Genomic DNA, 21,215 nt, shown 5'->3' on the forward strand with positions numbered 1-21,215 from the left:
GTCGGCGCCGTCAGCTTCCACGATAGGTCGCGTAGCTCCAGGGCGTCACCACCAGCGGGACATGGTAGTGGCCTTCGGGATCGTCGATGCCGAAGCGGACAGGCACCTGCCCGAGGAAGGGCTGGTCCGGCAGCGCCAGCGCCCGCGTGCGGAAATACTCGCCAATGTGGAACACCAGCTCGTAGCTTCCCACGCGCAGCGGCGCGCCCGAGAGCAGCGGCGCGTCGGTGCGCCCGTCGGCATTGGTGAGCGCCTCGGCGAGCCGCGCCCGGCCGGAGGCACCGACCTCGAACAGTTCGATGCGCACATGCTGGGCCGGCCCGCCCTTGTGGGTGTCGAGCACATGGGTCGACAGGCGCCCGGCCACCGCCGGCATGCCGGGCCCTTCCACCCGCTCGACGAGGCGCAGCCGGGTGATATGGCCGATCTCGGTGAGGGCGGCGGCGAGCTCGGCCTCGGGGTCGTGGCCGAGCCGGCGCTCGAAGACGTCGAGCACCGCGTCGCGGGTCAGCCGGCGCACGCAGACCACGAAGGGAAAGCCGAAACGCGAGCGATAGGCGGCGTTGAGGGTCTCGAAGCGGGCATATTCGGCGTCCGACAGCCGGTCGAGCCCGAGCCCGGCCTGCTCGGCGACCGAGGCCGGCGCCATGTCGCCCGCGCGCGCCGCCTTGCCGGCGAGGTCGGGATGGGCCGACACGAAGGCCACCTGCGTCTCGCGCGAGGCGGCCCAGATCGGAGCCATCAGCGCCTCGTGCAGCGCCGTCACGCTGGCGAAGGGGCGCTCGCCGCTGGCCGCCGCCGCGACCCAGGGCGCGTGCTCGAAGATGCCGTCGAGGGCCGCGACGAAGCCGGCCTCGTCGAGGGCGTTCAAGGTGTCGAGGCTGAGGCGGTCGCTCACGGCGTGTCCTTCCGGTCGGCAGGGGGCGCGGCAGAGGGCGGGGCATGGGGCGCGGCGCTGGCCTGCTGGTCGGGCAGCAGGGCGTAGAGCGTGTCCGCCTTGAACGGCGTCGCCCGCAGCCGCACCCCGGTGGCGTCGAAGATGGCGTTGGCGAGCGCCGGGGCGACGGGATTGTAGGGGCTCTCGCTCATCGACTTGGCGCCGAGCGGGCCGATGCTGTCATGGGTGTCGGCGAAGAACACCTCGGTCGGCGGCACGTCGGCGAAGGCGGGGATGTGGTAGCCGCGGAAGGTGGGGTTGGCCACCGCGCCGGCGGCGTCGATGGCGAGGTCCTCGAACAGCGCGGCGCCGAGCGCCTGCGCCACCCCGCCCTCGACCTGGCCGCGGCACTGCATCGGGTTGATCACCACGCCCGCATCCGCGCCGTGGACCGAGCGCAGGACACGGATCTCCCCGCTCCGCCGGTGCACCGCGACTGCGAAGCCCTGCACGTTGAAGGCGACCGAGCGGGGCGAGCCGGCGGCGTTGCCCACGGCCTCGAGTGGCGCGAGGGTGGCGAGCGGCACGCGCTCGGGGCCGGCGACGACCACCTCGTCCTCGATGCGGCACGCGCCGGGCGCGACGCCGGTGCGGGCGGCGGCGGCCTCGCGGATGAGCACGGCCAGCGCCTGCGCGGCGCGGCGCGTCGCTTCCCCCGCCACCACCGTGCCGGTCGAGCCATAGGCGCCGGTATCGTGGCCGACATGGTCGGTGTCGGACTGGCGCAGCCGGATCCGCCCGGCCGCGGCGCCGAGCAGGGTGGCGGCGATCTGCCGGTGCACGGTGCTGGTGCCGTTGCCGAACTCGGCGGTGCCGGTGCTGAGCACGTAGCCGCCATCGGGCTCGAGCCGGAGACGGGTCTCGGCGACATGGCCGCGCGGGGGGATGGTGTCGATCATCGCCGCCGCCATGCCGTGCCCGACCATCCATTGGGGCCCGGGCGATTCCAGCGGACGCTCGAGCGCCGCCTCGACCTGGTCAAGGCACTGGTCGAGCCCGTAGCTGCCCATCTTCACGTCGTGCGGGCCCGCATCGTGGGAGGTCATCGGGTCGTTCGGACCGATCGCGTTGAGGCGGCGGAAGGCGAACGGGTCCATGCCGAGCCGGCGCGCCACCTCGTCCATCGCCGATTCGACCGCGAAGATGGTCTGGCTGAGCCCGTAGCCGCGAAAGGCGCCGCTCGGCAGGGTGTTGGTGTAGACGGCCATGCCGTCGACGCGCTTGTTGGGGCAGGAATAGAGCGCGATGCATTCCCCCGAGGCGTGGAACAGCACGCCCGCGCCGTGATTGCCGTAGGCGCCGGTGTTGGAGACCATGCGCATGGCGATGCCGGTCAGCCGTCCGTCGCGCCGCGCGCCGATCTTCAGCGTGACGCGGAACGGGTGGCGCGAGGTCGAGGCGGCGAACTGCTCGCTGCGGGTGTATTCCAGCTTCACCGGCCGGCCGGTCTTCAGCACGGCGAGAGCGACGATGTCCTCGGTCAACATCTCCTGCTTGCCGCCGAAGCCTCCGCCCACGCGCCCGGTGATGACGTGCACCTCGTCGCGCGGCAGGCCGAACAGGGTGGCGAGCGCGTCGCGGGTGAGGAACGGGGTCTGCGAGCTGGTGCGCAGGGTGAGGCGCCCCTCGTCGTCCTGCCAGCCAATGGCGCCGTGCGTCTCGAGATGGGCGTGCTGCACGCGCTGGGTCTCGTAGGTCGCCTCGTGGACGATGTCGGCCTCGGCGAACCCGGCCTCGACGTCGCCGACCCCGCCATGGACCTCGGCGACGACGTTGCGGGCGATGTCGGCGATGCGCGAGGAGGCGTCCTTGTCGCCATGCACCCGCGGCGCGCCCGGCGCCATCGCGGCGTCGGGGTTGAGCACGGCGGGAAGGATCTCGTAATCGACCTCGATCAGCGCGCGCGCGGCCTCGGCGACGGCTTCGCTGGTCGCCACCACGGCGGCGACGCGCTGGCCGGCGAAGCGCACGACGTTGTCGAGCACGCGCGTGTCGTCGACGTCGTCGGTGGGGTGGTGGTGGCGCGCGGTGGAGAACAGCCGCGGCGGGGCGTCCTCATGGGTCAGCACCGTGACCACGCCCGGCAGGGCGCGCGCGGCGGCCGCGTCGATGGCGCGGATGCGCGCATGGGCGTGCGGGGCGCGCAGGATCTTCATGTGCAAGAGGCCGGCGAGCTCGCCTTCCGGCAGCACGTCCATGGTGTAGCGGGCGGTGCCGGTGATGATGTCCGGGCCGGCGGGGGCGGGCAGGCTGCGCCCGCTGGAGCCGCCCGGCCGGTCCTCCTCGACGCTGGCGACGCCGGCCAGAGCGTCGGCGATGGCGCGGTAGCCGGTGCAGCGGCACAGATTGCCCTTCAGCGCGTTGGGCAGGTCCTGCTTCTGGGCCTGGTTGAGCGCGGCGGCGGTCATCACCATGCCGGCGGTGCAGAAGCCGCACTGGAAGCCCTGCGCGTCGAGGAAGGCGCGCTGCATGGGGTGCAGTTCGTCCGGCGCGGCGCGCTCGGGGGCGGTGGCGGCGATCCCCTCGATGGTGATGACGGTGCGCTCGTCGGCGCGATGGGCCGGCACCAGGCAGCTATGCACCGGCCGGCCGTCGAGATGGACGGTGCAGGCGCCGCAATCGCCGGCGTCGCACCCCTTCTTGACGCCGAGCCAGCCGAGCTCGCGAAGGAAGGTGCGCAGGCACTGGCCGGGCCGGGGCGCGGCGTCATGGAGCTTTCCGTTGACGAGAAAGCTCAAGCAGCAGCCTCCATCAGTTCCTCGCGGATCTCGTCGGCGAGCAGGTGCGTCATGTGCCGGCGCCAGTCCGGCCGGCCGTGCACGTCGTCATAGTAGAGCCCATCGGCTATGGCGTTGTCGATGGCGTCGGCGAGGGCGGCGCGATCGGGAAGCGCGGCGAAGTCCAGCCGGACCGGCCGGCGGGTGGCGGCCGTCACCGTCAGCGAAAACGCGCCCTCGCGCGCCTGCGTGCCGATGAGCAGCACGCCCGAGCGGCCGAGCGGGGTGAGCGATGCGCGCCGGAACGCGGCCCGCCGGAGCAGGCTCGCGGTGGGGATCTCGATCGCCCGCAGCACCTCGCCCTTGCCGAGGGCGGGGTCGAGGGGGCCGCGCACGAAATCGAGCACCGGCAGGCGCCGCTCCGTCCCGTCCGGCCGCCAGATCACGCAGACCCCGTCGAGCGCGGCGGTGAGCGAGATCATCGGGCCGGCGGGCAGGGAGAGGCAGAGATTGCCGCCGACGGTCGCCATGTTCCAGATCTTGAACGAGGCCAGGAAGGCGCGGCAGCACTCGGGGATCAGCCGCGCCGCCGGCCAGGCGGGTGGCGGCTCGAAGCCGTAGAGCGTGGCGACGGTGCAGGTGGCGGCGATGACGAGGCCCTGCTCGCCGGCCTCGAGTGCGGGCCAGCCGAGATCGGCGAGGTCGATCAGCCGCTCGACACCGGGCTGCGGCTCGGAGAACAGCCAGGTGCCGCCGGCGAGCCAGGCATCGCCCGGGCGGAAGCCGGCCAGCTCCGCGCGCCCGTGCGGCCTCACCACTTCCCTGACCGAATTGAGGTCCATGAACCGCCCGATGCCGTTCGCTGTGGGAAGCCCGCTCCCGTGCCTCCCGTGTCTCTCAGCCCCGGCCGACGGTGCAGGCGATCTGGCCGTGCGGCTCGTCGGTCGGCGTGAACACCTGCCCGTCGAAGGCGCGCCCGAAGGGCGACAGGTCGATGGGCAGATAATGCTTGTTGGGGCAGGCCATGGAAATCTCCGCGATCTCCGGCACCGCCGCCAGCACCGCCTCGCCCATCAGATACATGGTGTTCTGCACCCCCGGACTGTAGGTGGTGGCGAACACCTTGAGCGCGGCGTCGAACACGGCGGCGTTCGCGTCCGCATAGGAGGCGGGCACGGACGACCACGTCCACCCGGCATCCATCGCGGTCGCGAACATGCGGTCGGCGGTCGGCTTCAGCGTCGTCACCTCGTCGGTCCAGAAGTTCTCCCAGCCGGACTGGGTGGTCTTCAGGAAGGTGAAGCCGAGAATGCCGGAGGAGAGAGTGCTCGCCTCGCGGGTGGCGACAAGCTTGACCAGCGGCCGGCCATTGCCGTCGAGCGTGAAGGCGTGGTCGTGCGGCGCGCCGTCGATGGCGATCCGCGCCCATTTGGTCTCGGTGGCGGTGACCGTGACACCGGACACGTGGTCGTAGCGGTCGAGGAAGTAGCGGGCGATGATCTGAACGAATTCCTCGTTCTCGGCGCCGACATTGTCGCGGGCGAGGATGTTGATGATGTTCTTCACCGAATCGGTGGCGATGGCGGAGCTGTTGTCGCCCTCGGTGTAGGAGGCGTCGAAGGCGCCGGTCAGCAGCACCTCGACGGTCAGCTCCCGCACCTCGTGGCGCGCGCTGTCCCGCTTGACGCGCATGATGCGCACATGGCCCTTGCCGTGGCTGTTGCGAATGAGCGGCATGACGAACTCCCCGAAACCGATCCCGAACCGAGGCCCGGCCATGCGAAACCGATGCCAGAAGCCGTACCCCCGTAGTCAGGGCCGGCTATTTGGCACGATCTTCGCGGCGAGCGATAGCGCGAAGCGCGTGCCCGGCGCGTGATTGTCCGGCCCGCGATCGCCCGGCCGGCGCGGCGGATGGCGCGGCCGGGGTGGCCCGGTGTAAGCGAGGTCCGTGCGAGCCGGTCCAGGCCGGTCCGTCGTAAGCGGGTGGCGTGCGCCGGGGCGGGGCGCGACACTGCCGGCGACAGCCTTCCCGCCCCCGGCATGCCTCGCCCGAGCCATGCCGCCCGCCTTCCTCCAGCCGCCCGCGAGTGAGCCATGTCCGAAGCCAAGTCCTCAGCCAAATCCCCAGCCGAGCGTACCCCGCCTGCCGCCGCCTCGACCCGCCGGCCCGCCTTCCGCCTCGACGGCCGGGTGGCGCTGGTCACGGGGGCCGGGCGCGGTCTCGGGCTGGAAATGGCGAAGGCGCTGGCGGGCGCGGGTGCGCGCGTGGTGATCAACGGGCGCCGGGCGGCGGCGCTCGATGCGGCGGCCGAGGAAGTCCGGCGCGAGACCGGGGCCGAGGTGGCGGGCCTGCCCTTCGACGTCGCCGACATCGCGGCCGGGCGCGAGGCGATCGCCGAGGTGGCGGGCCGGTTCGGGCGCCTCGACATCCTCGTGAACAATGTCGGCGCCCGCGACCGCCGGCCGCTGAAGGACTTCTCGCCCGAGGAGGCGGCGGCGCTGGTGACCACCGACCTCGTCGCGCCGATGATGCTGGCGCGAGAGGCGGCCGAACTGATGGCGGCGCACCGGCACGGCCGGCTGATCGCCGTGACCTCCATCGCCGGGCAGGTCGCCAACCGGCACGACCCGGTCTACACCGCCTCCAAGGCGGGCCTCACCGGCCTGATGCGCGCGCTCGCGGTCGACTATGCGCGCAGCGGCGTGACCAGCAACGCCATCGCGCCCGGCATGTTCGCCACCGAGACCAACGAATCACTTGTGAAGGACGCCGCCTTCTCCGCCTTCGTCGATGTGCGGGTGCCGGTGGGCCGCTGGGGGCGCCCGCAGGAGATCGGGCCGGCGGCGGTATTCCTGGCCTCGGACGAGGCTTCCTTCGTCAATGGACACGTACTGGTTGTGGACGGCGGCCAGACCGTGCGGATGTGACCGCGGGTCGCCGGCGAAACCCTCGACGCGGGAGAGCGCACGGGCCATAGAACGCCGCGGGTCCGGCCTCGTCCGATCATGCCGGACCGCCGCAGGGAGGAGCCGCCATGACCCGCTTTACCGAGACGCTGCGCGCGGAAAACCAGCAGGACTGGACCGCCGCGCGCGACCATCGCTTCGTCGACGAGATCTTCCGCGGCGCCGTGCCGGCGGACGTCATGCGGCGTTACCTGGTGCAGGACTACCAGTTCATCGACCGCTTCGTGGCGCTGGTCGGGATGGCGATCGCCACCGCCGACCGCTTCGATTCGCGCATCCGCTTCGCCCAGTTCGCGGCGATGATCACCAGCGACGAGAACACCTATTTCGAACGTGCCTTCGACGCGCTCGGCGTGGCCCCGGCGGAGCGCGCGCACCCCGTGATCAGCGCGCCCACGCTCGGCTTCCAGACCCTGATGCGCGACGCGGCGGACAGCGGCGACTATGCCTGCTGCCTCGCCGTGCTGACGGTGGCGGAATGGCTCTATCTCGACTGGGCGGACCGCCCCGGCGCCGTGCTGCCGGAGGATTTCGTACACGCGGAATGGATCACGCTGCACAATAATGAGGGCTTTCGCGCTTTCGTGAACTGGCTGCGCGAGGAGCTCGACCGGGTGGGCGAGGCGGCCGACGAGAAGAGCCGGCAGGCGGCTTCCGCGTTCTTCCGCCGCGCCGTGGCGCTGGAGCGCGCCTTTTTCGACCATATTTATGCCGGATCATGAGCGTGACGCTTCGTAAACCGGTATACAGTCTTTCGTTTGAATTTGCATCCAATTAATCTATGGATTGAATCGGAAAATCCGAGGACGGCGATGTTCTCAAGTGTTTCCGGATGTATCCATTGTCATTGCGGTACCATTAGCGCCGTCCAATTCAACTGCAGCGCGTGGTGAATTGGAGAGGGTCCGGGCCCAGGTAGCGACGTTTTAAACTTGAGCGACGCCCGGTTTCTGCCTGAATATTGATTGACGTTTTAATGAATGATGTTACATCAGGCCATCTCATCAATGGAGGCAATAAATGTCGGAACAGGATAGCGCGTCGGTTGACTATCTGGGGCTCACTGCGGATGTCGTTGCGGCTTTTGTCGGTAACAATTCAGTTCCAGCCGCCGAGCTTCCCGACCTCATTGCCAAGGTCCACGGTGCGCTGCTTCAGCTGAGTGCCCCGGCGCCGGTCGTCGTCGAAGAAGTTCTGAAGCCGGCCATCCCGGTTAAGAAATCCGTGACCCCGGAGTACATCGTCTGCCTGGAAGACGGGCTCAAGTTCAAGTCCCTCAAGCGTCATCTGCGTACCAAATACAACATGACGCCGGAGGAATATCGGGCCAAGTGGAGCCTGCCCAACGACTATCCGATGGTAGCGCCGAGCTATGCCGAGGCGCGCTCCAATCTCGCCAAGAAGATGGGCCTCGGTCAGCAGCGCAAGAAGCCGGTCGCTCCGGCGCCGGCCAAGGGCCGCGGCCGCGCCAAGAAGGCGGCCGCCTGATACCACGCGGATTCAAGCCAAGCAAAAGGGCCATTCCCAAGGGGAATAGGCCCTTTTTCTTTGCCGGTGCCCCGGCCGGAAACGTGCTGCCGTATGTGGGGCGGCGGCACCCGTGCCCGAACCAAGTACCGCGCATCGCGAATACTTGCCGCCCGCCAGTCGTCTCGCCTCCCGGCAGATCCCGCCTTCGACGTTTGCGGAGCCCGTGCGGGGCTATCCGCCGCCCCGGTCGGACACGCCCGAACCCGCCTTGCGCGCCGCGGCGGGATGAGGCGCTGCCCAAAGGTCATCCTTTATTCGCGCAACTCTGGCGAATGTTCTCCCAACGTGGAATGATTCCATAAAAGTTAAACCGCGAGGGGGAGCGGACATGGCAGGCATTCAAGTAACGGCGAGGTTCGCCTCCCTGTTGTTCGGGGCGGCGGTGGCGGGCCTCGCCGGGCCAGTCCTGGCGCAGGACGCGCCGACGGACGATTCCGCGCTGGTGGCGCGCGGCGAATATCTCGCCCGGGCGGCGGACTGCATGCCCTGCCACACCTCGGACCCGAACAAGCCCTTCGCCGGCGGGCTCGGCCTCAAGACGCCGTTCGGCACGCTCTACTCGGTCAACATCACCTCGGACAAGGCGACCGGCATCGGCACGTGGAGCTACGAGGACTTCCGCCGCGCGCTGCATGACGGCATCCGCAAGGACGGCGCCTATCTCTATCCGGCGATGCCGTTCGACGCCTATACCGGCATCACCGAGGACGACCTGAAGGCGCTCTGGGCCTATGTGCGGCGCATCCCGGCGGTGGACGCGCCCAACCCGGAGAACGGCCTCGTCTTCCCCTTCGACGTGCGGCTCGGCATGCTGGCCTGGCGCGAGCTGTTCTTCCGCCCGGCCTTCTTCACGCCGACGCCCGGCAAGAGCGACGCGTGGAACCGCGGCGCCTATCTGGTCGAGGCGCTGGGCCACTGCTCGGACTGCCACAGCCCGCGCGACGTGATGGGCGCGATCAAGGGCAAGGCCGCCTTCACCGGCGCCGAGATCGACGGCTTCTACGCGCCCGACATCGCCTCGGCGGCGCTGGCGCGAAGCTGGACCAAGGATACGCTGGTCGAGTTCTTCAAGACCGGTTCGGCGCCGCACAAGACGCTGGTGTTCGGCCCGATGGCCGAGGTGGTGCGCGACAGCCTCTCCAGGCTCACCGATGCCGATCTCGCCGCCATGGCGACCTATCTGCTCGACAGCCCGCCGCCGCCGGACATGCCCGCGCCGCAGAAGGCCTCGCCCCTGCCGCCCGAGGTCTATGCCCGCGCCTCGAAGATCTTCATCGACAACTGCGCCGCCTGTCACCAGCAGCAGGGCACCGGCCTGCTCGGCGCCATTCCCTCGCTGGCGCACAATCCGGCGGTGACGGCGGCCGAGCCCTATAACGTCATCACCGTGGTGCTGCAGGGCCTGCCGGCGGACGGGCGCTACGGCGCCATGCCCTCCTTCGCCGGGCGGCTCTCGGACGAGCAGATCGCCGAACTCGCCAATTATGTACGCACGAGCTGGGGCAATGACGGCGCGCCCAATGCGACGGCGAAGATGGTGGCGACCTGGCGCGAGACGCAGAAGGTGCCGGATTACGGCACGCAGGCCGCCTCCGCCTTCGACTGCGCCGAGGTCGGCGGCGCGCCGGGTGCCTCCGGGCCGGACCCGAAGGCGGTGGCGGCGATCAGCTCGGTGCTGCAGGGCGGCGATGTCGACGTCGACGCCATGGTCAACAGCTATGAGGCGGCCGCGCCCGACGCCTCGCCGGCGCAGGTGGTGGACGCGCTGATGGCGGCCTACTGCCCGGTGGTTGCCGCCGGCGGCGGGGACGACTACCACAAGCTGGCGAAGCTGCGCCGCTTCACCCTGCAGGCGGCCGCGGCCGCGGCGGCGCCGACCGCTGCCACTCCCTTCCCGCCGGTGCCGGTGGTGTGGGCGGTGCAGGCCGGCACCTCGCTGGTCTCACGCGCGCCGAAGAGCCTCGCCGGCCCGCTCTCCTGCCCGGCCGACAACGGCAAGCTGGTGCCGAAGGCGCTGGTCGCTGACGCGTCCGGGCTGATCGGCACGCCGACCCTGCCGGTCGAGGGCTCGGCCGGGGCGGGCTGGGCGAAGGCGCTGGCGAAGAAGGACCCGAAGGCCCATCTTGCCGCGCTCGCCAATGCGCTCATCATCGCCTATTGCCGCGTGGTCGCCGATGCGCCGGGGCTCGAGGCGGCGCAGCAGCACGACTATGTCGAGAGCTTCGGCCAGCAGGTGATCCAGACCCTGCAGCTCGACCCCTCGTGAACGGGCGGCGGCGGCGGGCGTTCTGCCCGTCGCCACGCTGCGTCCTGCCGGCGCGGCTTTACTGTTCGGGCGGGAACACGGTCTTCCAGTCCGCCGCCATGTCCACCACCGTCCAGTCGTTCGCCTGCGCCGCCTCGAGCGCCTTGTCGAGATGGCCGATGCTGGAATCGCGGTCATAGGCCCATTCGCGCGCCGCGTCGGTGTGGTGGACGATGCCGCAGAATCGGGGGCCGGGCTTCAGGCAGGTATATTGGAGCATCTGCAGGTCGCCGTCGGAATTGCCGAAGGCGAAGATCGGCTCGCGGCCGATATTCATCTGGATGCCGACCGGCTTGCCGGGGCCGTCATCGACGAAGGCGATGTCCGGCAGCTTGACGAGTTCCGGCTTGCCGTCCTTCAGCTCGAACTTCAGCTTGCCCTCGCTGCCGATCACCTGCTCGGGCGGGATGCCGTAGAGCTCCTGGCTGAACACGCGCATGAAGTCGATACCGCCGCCCGAGACGATGAAGGTCTTGAAGGCGTTGGCGCGCAGATAGGCCAGAACCTCCAGCATCGGCTGGTAGTCCATGGCCGAGAACTTGCGGTCCTTCACCGGATTCCTGGCGTCGGCGAACCATTTGGCGACGATGTCGGCGAAGTCGTCCGTCGTCATGCCGGCATGGGTCGCGCCGACGATCTGCGCGACGGCGTGGGTGCCGCCGGCGAGCGCCGTCTTCATGTCACCCTTGAGGATCGAGGCGAAGGGTTCGGTCGTCTGCCATTCGGGGTGCTGCGGGGCCAGCTCCTTGATCCGGTCGATGGCGAAGAAGAGCTGGACGTAGACCGGCTGCTCGGCCCACAGCGTGCCGTCATTGTCGAACACGGCGAGGCGCTGGTCGGCGGGGACGAAATCGGCGCCGCCCTCGGTTGTGACGCGGGTCACGAAGTCGACGATGGCCTGCCTGGTGGCGCCCTCGTTCCAGGAGGGTAGCGGATCGGTGCGCGGCGCGTCGGCCTGCGCGAGGGCGGGCAGGGTGCACAGCACGAGCGCGGCGGCGGCGGCCAGCGCTTTCAGTCCGGCTTTCAGCGATGTCATGGCGGCGTCTCCCCGGCGGAGGGCTCGGGCGGAGGGCCTCTTCGGACGATCGGCCCAGCGACCGGCCCGCATGATCGGTTTGCGGATCGTTGCCGCCCCTTCCCCGTATGCGCACGGGCAGGAGCGGGACGGAAGACGAGCCGGACTCGAAAGCCCGGCTCGATGATGCGTCCGTCCGGCGGGGATCAGTTGCCGGTCGGCAGGCCGATCGAGAAGCCCTGCTCCTTGAGCTGCTCGCGCACGTTCTGGAACATCTGGTAGCGCGAGAGGGTGACCGGGCCGGTATAGACCTCACTCTGCAACTTGCGCGGCGGATAGTCGATATAGGTCTTCATCAGCTTGGCGATGGCGTCGTTGATGGAGACCAGGGCCCAGGTGCGCTCGGTGAAGTTGTTCATGAAGATGTCGTAGCGCTCCTGCGGGTCCTGCATCAGGTCGTAGACCTGAGGCACGGTCGCGGCGTACTTCTCCGGACCCTTCCAGCCGGAATTGGTGTCGACCGACAGGCCGCCGGTCTGCTGGCCGTTGTCGCCGCGCAGGTTGAACACCGCCTTGAGGTGGCCGACGCGCGCCGCACCCGGGGTGAGCTCGTTCTCGGTGAAGTAGAACCAGGACTTGCGGGTGGGTTCGCCCTGGCCGGTCCACACCGGCATCATGTCGTAGCTGTCGAAGATGATCGGCTTGCCGTCGCGATCATCCTTCGGCAGTTCCTTGAGGCCGGCCGCGGTGGCGAAGGTCTTCATCAGGTCGAGGCCGCCGACGATCGCCGAGCTCTTCGAATTGGGCTTCACATGGCCCGGCCAGCGCACCATGGCGGGCACGCGGCTGCCGCCTTCGCGGTCGGTGCCCTTGGTGCCGCGGAACGGGGTGTAGCCGGCATCGGGATAGACGTCCTGCCACGCGCCGTTGTCGACCGTGTAGAAGACGATGGTGTTGTCCTTCAGGCCGAGCTCGTCGAGCTTCTTCAGCACATCGCCGATCCGGGTGTCGAGCTCGACGACGGAATCGGCGTATTTCGACTTCGACAGCGACTTATGCTCGAAGTCGGGATGCGGCATGTTGGGCTGGTGGTTCTTCATGAAGTTGACGTTGATGAAGAACGGGGTGTCCGGGGACTTGGCGGCGTCCTCCAGGAACTCGGTGGCGGCCTTCTCGACATAGGCGTCGAGGAAGGGGATGCCGACGACGCCCTTCTCCGGCGTGTCGACATACTCGCCATTGACCTTGAAGTCCTCCTTGGCCGCCTCGCCGGCATTGCCGGACAGCGCGCCGCGCGTGACCCGCTGGAACATGGCGCGGTCCTCGTCGCTCATGTCCGGGAACCACTTCGGGTCGGCATAGGTGTAGGCGTTGAGATGATAGAGGAAGGCGTACTTCATCACGTCGTAGCCCTGTGCGTTGGGCAGCGCGTAGTCCGCCTCGCCCAGGTGCCACTTGCCGGTGAAGTAGGTCTTGTAGCCCGCCGTCTTGAGCACCGAGGCGAGCGTCCATTCCGCATGCGGCAGGCCGCCGCCCTGGCCCTGGAAGGCGACCGTGGTCATTCCCGAGCGGTTCGGGATGCGGCCGGTCTGCATGGCCGCGCGGCCGGGCGTGCAGCTCGGCTGGCCGTAGAAGGAGGTGAAGAGCATTCCCTCATCGGCAAGCTGGTCGAGATTCGGGGTCGGCATGCCACGCTCGGCGCCGCCGAGATAGGAGCCGAGGTCGCCATAGCCGGTATCGTCGGAGACGATCAGGAGAATATTGGGCTTGCGGCTCTCCTGCGCCGTGGCGACGCCGCCGACGCCGAGCGCGATCGCCATCGCCAGCACTAGTCGTTTCATTGAGGCCCCCTTCATTTGGGTTCGCGTTTCACTTCCCGGCGGCGCCTGTGGGCCGCCCTTTGCGGCGCCGATGCGGCGCCCGGCTTCGTCGGTCCGGCTGGGGGGGCGGTACCCGGGCCCCGCATTCCCCAACTGACGGGACGGCCCGGCATCGCCTGCCGGTGTCTTGCCGTCGACCTTCTCGAACGATTTTCGGTGAAAGAGCCAGAGATGCTGGCTGATACCTCCGGCTCGGGTCCTTCAACGGTGGACCAACACTTCACCGCAACAGTAATTTCCCGGATCGCCCGGGCGGTTAAGGTGCCGCAAGAGTAAGCTTGGTATATGTGAGGCGCTTGTCATTTCGCGTCAGGCAGGGGGGCCATGGCCTATTCGCGATCCTTCACCCTCGTCCGCGCCCGGGGTTTCGGCGCGCTGCCCGATCTGCTGGAGCAGCGCGCGGGCGAACGGGCGATGCTCGGCGTATTCGAGAGCGAGGGGCTTCCGATCGCGCTGAGGGACCAGCTCGACACGCCGATGCCGATCGGCGCGATGATGGGGCTGTTCGCGCGCTCGGCCGGCCTCCTGGGCCAGAGGACCTTCGGCCTCGACGTCGGCGCGCACATGTCGCATGACGGCTACGGCCTGTGGGCGCAGTACAGCAGCCAGGCCGCGACGCTCGGCCGGGCGCTGCAGCGGAGCGTGATCTCCAGCAGCGCGCATCTGAGCGGCTGCCGGCTGGAGCTGGTCCCGGAAGCCGGCCGCTATGTCTGGCGCTTCGTCACGCCGCGGTTTCCCCTGCGCATGATCGAGCATTCCGACCACGTGCTGCCGCCGATGCTGAATCTGGTGCGGGTGTATCTCGGCGAGACCTGGCGGCCGGAATGGGTCGAGGTGAACTACGCCCGCGACCCCGACGCGGGGAAGGTCGAGCGGCGGCTCCAGATCCCGATGCGGTTCGAGGGGCCGGGCGTCGGCTTCGTGCTGCGCCCGGAGGATCTGACGCGGCGCCGGCCGGTGCATGTGCCGCCGCCGCGCCGGGCGATCACGCTGCGGGACGTCGAGGCCGACGTGACGCTGAGGAACGCGCCCGAGCCCGCGCGCGCCCTGTCGGCGGTGATCGCGCTGCGGCTGCTCGACGGCGCCAGCGACATCGAGGGCGCGGCGCATCTGGTCGGCATCAGCGTGCAGTCGCTGCAGCGCCGGCTGCGCCAGCACGGCTACACCTATCGCGAGGTGCTGGACCTGGTGCGGCGCGACCGCGCGGTCGGGCTGCTCACCGAGACCCAGCTCTCCGTGCTCGAGATCGCGCTGGCGCTCGGCTACGAGGACCACGGCAACTTCACCCGCGCCTTCACCCGCTGGCTCGGCTGCACGCCTAGCGCCTTCCGGCGCATGCGGTGCTTCGATCCGCTGATCTGAGCACCTGTCCCTATCCGGCGAGGGTGGCCGGCCCGCCCGTCATTCCGCCGCCTTCATCCTCGCCCGTGCCGGGGTCGGCGACGGGGCGGTACGGGCGCCGATCGTGCCGCGCCTGCTGCCCCTCGATCCTCAGGGAGAGCCGCCCCCGTTGCCGCCGGGCGAGGATCGATCAGGATGCCGACTTGATGGCATTCGGACTATGCGTTTCCCTTCTCGAACCGCGCCCGCCATCTTGCCCGCCATCCTGCACCAGACCCGCAGCCGCGCCGCCTCGCGGGCCGCTGCCCATAAACCTTGCGAAGGACTGAGCGATGAAGGCCATCGGCTTCTACGAACCCCTGCCGATCGACGACGAGCGCGCGCTGGTCGAGATCGAGATGCCCATGCCGGAGCTGCGCCCGCGCGATCTGCTGGTCCGCATCGAGGCGGTCTCGGTCAACCCGGTCGACGTGAAGGTGCGCGCCAGTGCCGTTCCGCCCGCCGGGGAGCCGCGCATCCTGGGCTTCGACGCGGTCGGCGTGGTCGAGGCGGTCGGTGCCGAGGCGCAGCTGTTCAAGCCGGGCGACGCGGTGTTCTATGCCGGCAGCATCGACCGGCAGGGCACCAATGCCGAGTTCCATGCGGTGGACGAGCGCATCGTCGGGCGCAAGCCCGCGACGCTGACCAGCGCCCAGGCGGCGGCGCTGCCGCTGACCTCGATCACCGCCTGGGAGCTGCTGTTCGACCGGCTGCGCGTCTCCTATGGCGTGAAGGCGCAGGACGGGGCGATCCTCATCGTCAACGGCGCGGGCGGGGTCGGCTCCATCCTCACCCAGATCGCCCGCCGGCTCACCGGCCTCACCGTCATCGCCACCGCCTCGCGGCCGGAGACGATCGACTGGGTGAAGGAGATGGGCGCGCATCACGTCATCGACCACCGCCAGCCGCTCGACGAGGGGCTGAAGGCGATCGGCATTCCCGAGGTGCAGTATGTCGCCGGCCTGACCGCGACCGAGCACCACCTGCCGGCGATCGTCAACGCGCTGGCGCCGCAGGGTGCGCTGGCGCTGATCGACGATCCCAAGGTGCTCGACGTGGTGCCCTTCAAGCGCAAGAGCCTCGCCCTGCACTGGGAGCTGATGTTCACCCGACCGCTGTTCCAGACGCCGGACCTGATCCGCCAGCACCGCCTGCTCAACGAGGTGGCCGCGCTGGTCGACGAGGGCCTGCTGCGCACCACGTTCAAGCACGAGATCGGCCCGATCAGCGTCGACGGCCTGCGCGAGGCGCACAGGCTGCTGGAGAGCGGGCGCAGCATCGGCAAGGCCGTGCTCAGCGGGTTCTGAGCGCCCGGGAGTACGTCACTTTGCCGGCTTACCAAATCGGGTGGGGCCGGCATCGGCCTTCACCTCGCGCTCGATCCAGTCGATCAGGTCGCGCGCGGCGGGCGACGGGTCGGGCCCGGGGCGCAGCCAGTAGCCATGGTCGGCCCGCAGCAGCGGCGGGCCGATGGCGACCAGCGTGCCGTCTGCCAGCGCGCCGTCGATCAGCCCCGACCAGCCGAGCGCGACGCCCTGGTCGGCGATCGCCGCCTGTACCACGAGCCCATAGGTGTTGAGGCTGAGGTCGCTGGCGCTCGGCCCGCGCGCGAAGCCGGTGGCGGCGAACCAGTCGCCCCAGCCGAACCAGCGCGGGCGCGGCGTGCTCTCCAGATGCAGCAGCGGCACCGCGCCGATCCGCATGGGCTGCTCGGCGAGGCCGTGCCGCGCGGCGAAGCGCGGCCCGCACACCGGCACCACCTTCTCCTCGAGCAGCTGGACCGCGTTGGCGGGAAAGTCCGAGCGCGTGCCGAACAGCACCGCGACGTCCTCGGCATCGTCGCCGCTCGGCTCGGCGGCGGCCGAGGCGATGACGTGGACCTCGGTGTCGGGGCGCACCAGCCGGAAGGCGGCGACGCGCGGCATCATCCAGAACGAGGCGAAGCCATAGTCCGTGAACAGGCGGACCACCGGGCGCCGGCTCATGCGGCGGATGGCGCGGGCGGCGCCGTCGAGCTCGGCCACCGCCCCGGCCGCGGCGCGGTGCAGCGTCTCGCCGGCGGGGGTGAGCGTGCTGCCGCGATGGCCGCGCATCAGCAGCGGCGTGCCGAGCTGCTCCTCCAGCATGCGCACCGTGTAGCTGACCGCGGGCTGCGACAGGCCGAGCTCCTGCGCGGCCCGGGTCAGGCCGCCGAGCCGGCCGACGGCCTCGAAGATGCGCAGCCAGGCGAGCTCGAGAGGGCGCTCAGACATAAAGACGCTCTATGCCGGACATCCAAAATTGGCGACTTCACAGCATTTGACATCTAGATGTCTGATGAAGGCAAGATCAAGGGGAACGAAATGGCCGCACAAGCGCCGGACCCTTGGCCGCGACAAGCCTCTCCACCCTTCCAGAGGTCCCACGATGAATCGCTCCCTTCTGGCGGCCGCCGCCCTCTCCCTCGCCGTGCTTTGCCCCGTCCTGCTCGCCGCCCCCGCGCGGGCGGACGCGCCCTCCTGCAAGACCGTGCGCATGTCGGACCCCGGCTGGACCGACATCACCTCCACCAACGCCATCGCCGGCGCGCTGCTCGGCGGGCTCGGCTATGAGCAGGACGTGAAGACGCTCTCGGTGCCGATCGGCTACGAATCGATGAAGAACGGCAATATCGACGTCTTCCTCGGCAACTGGATGCCGGCGCAGCAGAAGTTCATCGACGCGCTGGACAAGGCCAAGGCGGCGGACGTGCTCGCCACCAACCTCAAGGGCGCCAAGTTCACCCTCGCCGTGCCGAGCTATGTGGCGGAAGCGGGCGTGAAGGACTTCAAGGATCTCGCCGCCCACGCCGACAAGTTCGGCAGCGCGATCTACGGCATCGAGCCGGGCGCGCCGGCGAACCAGAACATCCAGAAGATGATCGACGCCGACGATTTCGGCCTGAAGGGCTGGAAGGTGGTCGAATCGGGCGAGCAGGCGATGCTGGCCCAGGTCAAGCGCGCCACCAACGGCAAGGACTGGATCGTCTTCCTCGCCTGGGCGCCGCACCCGATGAACGCGAATTTCGACCTGACCTATCTCTCCGGCGGCGACGCCTATTTCGGCCCGAATTTCGGCGGCGCAGACGTGCGCACGCTCGCGCGCACCGGCTGGGCCGGCGAATGCCCGAACGCGGCGAAGCTGTTCAAGCAGCTTACCTTCGACCTGCCGATGGAGAACGCGATGATGGGTCTCATCCTCGACGACGGCAAGGAGCCGGCGGCCGCCGCTAAGACCTGGCTGAAGGCGCATCCCGACGTGCTCGGCCCGTGGCTCGAGGGCGTCACCACCTTCGACGGCAAGCCCGGCCTGCCGGCCGTCAAGGCCTCGCTCGGCCTCTGAGCCGACGCCGAGCGCCGGCGCCTCGCGATCGACGGGGCGCCGGCTCCGGCCGGCTTCCCCCGTCCGTCACATGACGTTGCGTGCCATGACAGCCCCGATCGACGTTGCGACGTGCCGTCCGAACATCCTCATCCTGATGGTGGACCAGCTCAACGGGACGCTGTTCCCCGACGGGCCGGCCGGCTTGCTCCACGCGCCGCATCTCAAGGCGCTGGCCGCGCGCTCGGCGCGCTTCGCCAACACCTATACGGCGAGCCCGCTCTGCGCCCCGGCGCGGGCCTCCTTCATGTCCGGCCAGTTGCCGAGCCGGACCCGCGTCTACGACAATGCGGCCGAGTTCACCTCGGACGTGCCCACCTATGCCCACCACCTGCGCCGCGCGGGCTACCACACCGCGCTGTCGGGCAAGATGCACTTCGTCGGGCCGGACCAGCTCCACGGCTTCGAGGAGCGGCTGACCACCGACATCTACCCGGCCGATTTCGGCTGGACCCCGGACTACACCAAGCCCGGCGAACGGATCGACTGGTGGTACCATAATCTCGGCTCGGTCACCGGCGCGGGCGTGGCGGAGATCACCAACCAGCTCGAATATGACGACGAGGTCGCCTACCACGCCGGCCGCAAGCTCTACGACCTCGCGCGCGGCCATGACGAGCGCCCCTGGTGCCTGACGGTGAGCTTCACCCACCCGCACGATCCCTATGTGGCGCGCCGCCGCTTCTGGGACCTCTATGAGGACTGCCCGGCGCTCGATCCGGTGGTGGCGCCGATTCCGTTCGAGGAGCAGGACCCGCACTCGCAGCGGCTGATGCTGGCGAGCGACCATGCGGCGAGCCATGTGACGGGGGAGGACGTGCGCCGCTCGCGCCGGGCCTATTTCGCCAACATCTCCTATATCGACGAGAAGATCGGCGACCTGCTCGACATCCTCGAGCGCTGCGGGATGGGCGAGAACACGATCGTCGCCTTCGTCTCCGACCATGGCGACATGCTCGGCGAGCGCGGCATGTGGTTCAAGATGAGCTTCTTCGAGGGCTCGGCCCGCGTGCCGTTGATGATCGCCGCTCCGGGTCTGCCTGCCGGGCGGATCGACGCGCCGGCCTCGACGCTCGACGTGCTGCCGACCCTCGCCGAGCTCGCGGGCATCGACCTGTCGGGCGTGATGCCCTGGACCGATGGCGAGAGCCTCGCCGGGGTGGCGCGCGGCACGGATGTGCGCGGGCCGGTGCCGATGGAATATGCGGCGGAAGGCTCCTACGCGCCGCTGGTGGCGCTGCGCGACGGGCCGTGGAAGCTGGTGCTGTGCGATCTCGACCCGCCGATCCTCACCCATCTCGCGGACGACCCCCATGAGCGGGTCAACCGCGCTGATGACCCCGCCTGCGCCGGCGTGCTGGCCGATCTCGCCGCGCGCATGCGCCAGCGCTGGGATCTCGCCCGCTTCGACGCCGAGGTGCGCGCCAGCCAGGCGCGCCGGCACGTGGTCTATGAGGCGCTGCGCAATGGCGCCTATTACCCGTGGGATTTCCAGCCGCTGCAGCGCGCCTCCGAGCGCTACATGCGCAACCATATGGACCTCAACATCCTCGAGGACGCGCAGCGCTTCCCGCGCGGGGAGTAGCGCCGGCCCCGGCGCGTCACGCTCCGACGAATGGCGTCGTTTCCGCCCGCGCGGGTGATTCCACCGGGCGGGAAAATTCTCTAGCGTGGCGGCATGAGTGAACGAGCCATCCGCGCCGCGCGCGCCCTCCCCGGACCCCTGAGCCGTCGCCGCTTCCTGGCCGGCGCCTCCGCCGCGCTTCTTGCCGGCCCCGCCCTCGCGCAGTCGGGGGCGACCGATGTGGATGTGGCCATCGTCGGCGGCGGCGCGGCGGGAATCGCGGCCGCGCGCCGGATCGCCGGCTCCGGGCACAGCTATGTGCTGCTGGAGGCCGGGCCACGGCTCGGCGGGCGCGCGCGCACGGTCGAGGCGCTGGGCATGGAGGTCGATCTCGGCTGCGGCCTGCTGCCGCGCGATTTCCATCCGCTGCTCGCGGCGGCCGACGCTGCGGGCGTCGCCGTGACCGACCTGTCCAACGGGCCGCGGCTCTATGTGGAGGGGCGCGAGGCGAAGGAGAGCGACTACGACCACTTCCTCGCCGCGCTCGGGCAGGCGCGGCGCGACATCCGCGCGGCCGCCGATGCCGGAAAGGACGTCGCCGTCGCCACGGTGATGCCCAAGCCCGAACCCGGCTCGAGGTCGGGCCCGTGGGAGGCGACCGCCGCCGACATGCTCGGCCCGCTCGGCTGCGGGCGCGGGCTCAATACGCTGTCGACGCTCGATCTCGCCCTGCGCACGCCGCCGGCGGGGAACGCCACCAGCCCGGTCGGCGTCGGCGCCATGCTGCAGACGCTCGGCGCATGGCTGAACCTGCAGACCGACGCGCCGGTGACGCAGATCACCCATGGCGGGCGGGTCCATGCGCTGCGGGTCGAGGGCCAGCGCGGGCTGATCCGCGCGCGGGCGATCATCCTCGCCGTGCCGGCGCCGGTGATCGCGGCGGGCGCCATCAAGTTCAATCCCGCGCTGCCCAGGCGGCTCGCGCAGGCGTTCGACGACTGCCCGGCGGGCGCGCTCGAGCAGGTCGCGTTCCTGCTGCCGGGAAATCCGCTGCGGCTCGAGGCGGACGAGCGCATCCTGCCGCGCGCGGGCAAGGTGCCGGCGCTGCTGCGCGGCCGGGTGAACGGCACCGATTTGCACATCCTCACCTTCGGCGACGGGCCGGCGCGCGAGATCGCGGCGAAGGGCAAGGAGGCGGGACTGCGGCTCGCCCGCGCCTTCCTCGGCGAGGCGTTCGCTCTGGCGCCGGAGACCGTCACCGAGGTCGCCTGCTCGGCCTGGACCGCCGATCCGCTGATCCGCGGCGCCATGGCCGCCGCGCGGCCGGGCAAGGGCGCCCAGCGCCGGCTGTTCGAGGACCCGGTGCAGACGCGCATCTTCCTCGCCGGCGAGTACACCTCCACCGATTCCTGGGGTTCGCTGGCGGGAGCGTGGGAGTCGGGCGAGGTGGCCGCCGCCAAGGCGCTGGCGCTGCTCGGCGACGGGCCGTCCTGAGGCGGACGCGCGGGGCGCCCGCCC

General features: G+C 70.1%; 16 protein-coding genes. 9 read left to right on the forward strand and 7 right to left on the reverse strand.

The window, feature by feature from the left end; genetic code table 11:
• Nucleotides 1–10 precede the first annotated feature (10 nt).
• Genes uraD through pucL form a run of 4 tightly spaced genes read right to left on the reverse strand, consistent with a single transcriptional unit; the run spans nt 11 to nt 5,391 of the window.
• Nucleotides 11–898, reverse strand: coding sequence for a 2-oxo-4-hydroxy-4-carboxy-5-ureidoimidazoline decarboxylase (gene uraD, locus NVS89_RS09150; RefSeq protein ID WP_258732308.1), 888 nt, complete (start codon nt 896–898; stop codon nt 11–13).
• The gene (locus tag NVS89_RS09155; RefSeq protein ID WP_258732309.1) at nt 895–3,675 is read right to left on the reverse strand and encodes a molybdopterin-dependent oxidoreductase; all 2,781 of its coding nucleotides are present in this window, start codon (nt 3,673–3,675) and stop codon (nt 895–897) included. The genes uraD and NVS89_RS09155 overlap by 4 nt, the downstream gene beginning before the upstream one ends.
• Entirely contained in the window at nt 3,672–4,496 is an 825-nt protein-coding gene (locus tag NVS89_RS09160) for an FAD binding domain-containing protein (protein ID WP_258732310.1), read from the reverse strand. The genes NVS89_RS09155 and NVS89_RS09160 overlap by 4 nt, the downstream gene beginning before the upstream one ends.
• A 55-nt stretch (nt 4,497–4,551) precedes the next feature.
• The gene (pucL, locus tag NVS89_RS09165; RefSeq protein WP_258732311.1) at nt 4,552–5,391 is read right to left on the reverse strand and encodes a factor-independent urate hydroxylase; all 840 of its coding nucleotides are present in this window, start codon (nt 5,389–5,391) and stop codon (nt 4,552–4,554) included.
• 360 nt (nt 5,392–5,751) lie between these two features.
• On the opposite strand from pucL, the gene NVS89_RS09170 reads away from it, so the two are divergent.
• The 4 genes from NVS89_RS09170 (at nt 5,752) to NVS89_RS09185 (ending at nt 10,420) form a co-directional block, all read left to right on the forward strand.
• Complete coding sequence (locus tag NVS89_RS09170; RefSeq protein ID WP_258732312.1) at nt 5,752–6,585, forward strand: SDR family oxidoreductase; 834 nt, start codon at nt 5,752–5,754, stop codon at nt 6,583–6,585.
• Nucleotides 6,586–6,692: 107 nt separating this feature from the next.
• On the forward strand, nt 6,693–7,346 hold the full coding sequence (locus NVS89_RS09175; RefSeq protein ID WP_258732313.1) for a TenA family protein: 654 nt from the start codon (nt 6,693–6,695) through the stop codon (nt 7,344–7,346).
• A 298-nt stretch (nt 7,347–7,644) separates the two neighbouring features.
• Entirely contained in the window at nt 7,645–8,112 is a 468-nt protein-coding gene (locus tag NVS89_RS09180; protein WP_258732314.1) for a Ros/MucR family transcriptional regulator, read from the forward strand.
• A 370-nt stretch (nt 8,113–8,482) separates the two neighbouring features.
• On the forward strand, nt 8,483–10,420 hold the full coding sequence (locus NVS89_RS09185; protein ID WP_258732315.1) for a c-type cytochrome: 1,938 nt from the start codon (nt 8,483–8,485) through the stop codon (nt 10,418–10,420).
• A 58-nt stretch (nt 10,421–10,478) separates the two neighbouring features.
• Here NVS89_RS09185 and NVS89_RS09190 read toward each other — a convergent pair whose 3' ends face one another.
• Nucleotides 10,479–11,495, reverse strand: coding sequence for an HAD family hydrolase (locus NVS89_RS09190; protein ID WP_258732316.1), 1,017 nt, complete (start codon nt 11,493–11,495; stop codon nt 10,479–10,481).
• A gap of 185 nt (nt 11,496–11,680) precedes the next feature.
• Nucleotides 11,681–13,294 carry an arylsulfatase gene (locus NVS89_RS09195; RefSeq protein WP_258732388.1) on the reverse strand — a complete coding sequence of 538 codons (1,614 nt, stop codon included), beginning with the start codon at nt 13,292–13,294 and terminating at the stop codon, nt 11,681–11,683.
• Nucleotides 13,295–13,678: 384 nt separating this feature from the next.
• Between NVS89_RS09195 and NVS89_RS09200 the strand changes: the two genes are divergently transcribed.
• Nucleotides 13,679–14,716, forward strand: a complete 1,038-nt coding sequence (locus NVS89_RS09200) for a helix-turn-helix domain-containing protein (RefSeq protein ID WP_258732317.1) — start codon at nt 13,679–13,681, stop codon at nt 14,714–14,716.
• A 311-nt stretch (nt 14,717–15,027) separates the two neighbouring features.
• Nucleotides 15,028–16,041 carry a zinc-binding alcohol dehydrogenase family protein gene (locus NVS89_RS09205; RefSeq protein WP_258732318.1) on the forward strand — a complete coding sequence of 338 codons (1,014 nt, stop codon included), beginning with the start codon at nt 15,028–15,030 and terminating at the stop codon, nt 16,039–16,041.
• Between the two features lie 15 nt (nt 16,042–16,056).
• On the opposite strand, the gene NVS89_RS09210 is transcribed toward NVS89_RS09205, so the two are convergent.
• Nucleotides 16,057–16,986 carry a LysR family transcriptional regulator gene (locus NVS89_RS09210; RefSeq protein ID WP_258732319.1) on the reverse strand — a complete coding sequence of 310 codons (930 nt, stop codon included), beginning with the start codon at nt 16,984–16,986 and terminating at the stop codon, nt 16,057–16,059.
• A gap of 154 nt (nt 16,987–17,140) precedes the next feature.
• Here NVS89_RS09210 and NVS89_RS09215 point away from each other — a divergent pair, with 154 nt between their 5' ends.
• The 3 genes from NVS89_RS09215 to NVS89_RS09225 all read left to right on the forward strand — a co-directional run bounded on the left by NVS89_RS09215 (nt 17,141) and on the right by NVS89_RS09225 (nt 21,191).
• On the forward strand, nt 17,141–18,094 hold the full coding sequence (locus NVS89_RS09215; RefSeq protein ID WP_258732320.1) for a choline ABC transporter substrate-binding protein: 954 nt from the start codon (nt 17,141–17,143) through the stop codon (nt 18,092–18,094).
• Nucleotides 18,095–18,179: 85 nt separating this feature from the next.
• On the forward strand, nt 18,180–19,718 hold the full coding sequence (gene betC, locus NVS89_RS09220) for a choline-sulfatase (RefSeq protein WP_258732321.1): 1,539 nt from the start codon (nt 18,180–18,182) through the stop codon (nt 19,716–19,718).
• Between the two features lie 93 nt (nt 19,719–19,811).
• Nucleotides 19,812–21,191 (forward strand): flavin monoamine oxidase family protein, encoded by a 1,380-nt coding sequence (locus tag NVS89_RS09225; protein ID WP_258732322.1) that lies wholly within the window; start codon nt 19,812–19,814, stop codon nt 21,189–21,191.
• Nucleotides 21,192–21,215: the final 24 nt, after the last annotated feature.

It is taken from the genome of Ancylobacter mangrovi, assembly GCF_024752355.1.
GTDB classification, from domain to species: domain Bacteria; phylum Pseudomonadota; class Alphaproteobacteria; order Rhizobiales; family Xanthobacteraceae; genus Ancylobacter; species Ancylobacter mangrovi.

Coding starts and splice junctions, on each gene's coding strand:
- NVS89_RS09160 (WP_258732310.1), bottom strand. CDS start 4,496: ATGGACCTCAATTCGGTCAGGGAAGTGGTGAGGCCGCACGGGCGCGCG.
- pucL (WP_258732311.1), bottom strand. CDS start 5,391: ATGCCGCTCATTCGCAACAGCCACGGCAAGGGCCATGTGCGCATCATG.
- NVS89_RS09170 (WP_258732312.1), top strand. CDS start 5,752: ATGTCCGAAGCCAAGTCCTCAGCCAAATCCCCAGCCGAGCGTACCCCG.
- NVS89_RS09175 (WP_258732313.1), top strand. CDS start 6,693: ATGACCCGCTTTACCGAGACGCTGCGCGCGGAAAACCAGCAGGACTGG.
- NVS89_RS09180 (WP_258732314.1), top strand. CDS start 7,645: ATGTCGGAACAGGATAGCGCGTCGGTTGACTATCTGGGGCTCACTGCG.
- NVS89_RS09185 (WP_258732315.1), top strand. CDS start 8,483: ATGGCAGGCATTCAAGTAACGGCGAGGTTCGCCTCCCTGTTGTTCGGG.
- NVS89_RS09190 (WP_258732316.1), bottom strand. CDS start 11,495: ATGACATCGCTGAAAGCCGGACTGAAAGCGCTGGCCGCCGCCGCCGCG.
- NVS89_RS09195 (WP_258732388.1), bottom strand. CDS start 13,294: ATGGCGATCGCGCTCGGCGTCGGCGGCGTCGCCACGGCGCAGGAGAGC.
- NVS89_RS09200 (WP_258732317.1), top strand. CDS start 13,679: ATGGCCTATTCGCGATCCTTCACCCTCGTCCGCGCCCGGGGTTTCGGC.
- NVS89_RS09205 (WP_258732318.1), top strand. CDS start 15,028: ATGAAGGCCATCGGCTTCTACGAACCCCTGCCGATCGACGACGAGCGC.
- NVS89_RS09210 (WP_258732319.1), bottom strand. CDS start 16,986: ATGTCTGAGCGCCCTCTCGAGCTCGCCTGGCTGCGCATCTTCGAGGCC.
- NVS89_RS09215 (WP_258732320.1), top strand. CDS start 17,141: ATGAATCGCTCCCTTCTGGCGGCCGCCGCCCTCTCCCTCGCCGTGCTT.
- betC (WP_258732321.1), top strand. CDS start 18,180: ATGACAGCCCCGATCGACGTTGCGACGTGCCGTCCGAACATCCTCATC.
- NVS89_RS09225 (WP_258732322.1), top strand. CDS start 19,812: ATGAGTGAACGAGCCATCCGCGCCGCGCGCGCCCTCCCCGGACCCCTG.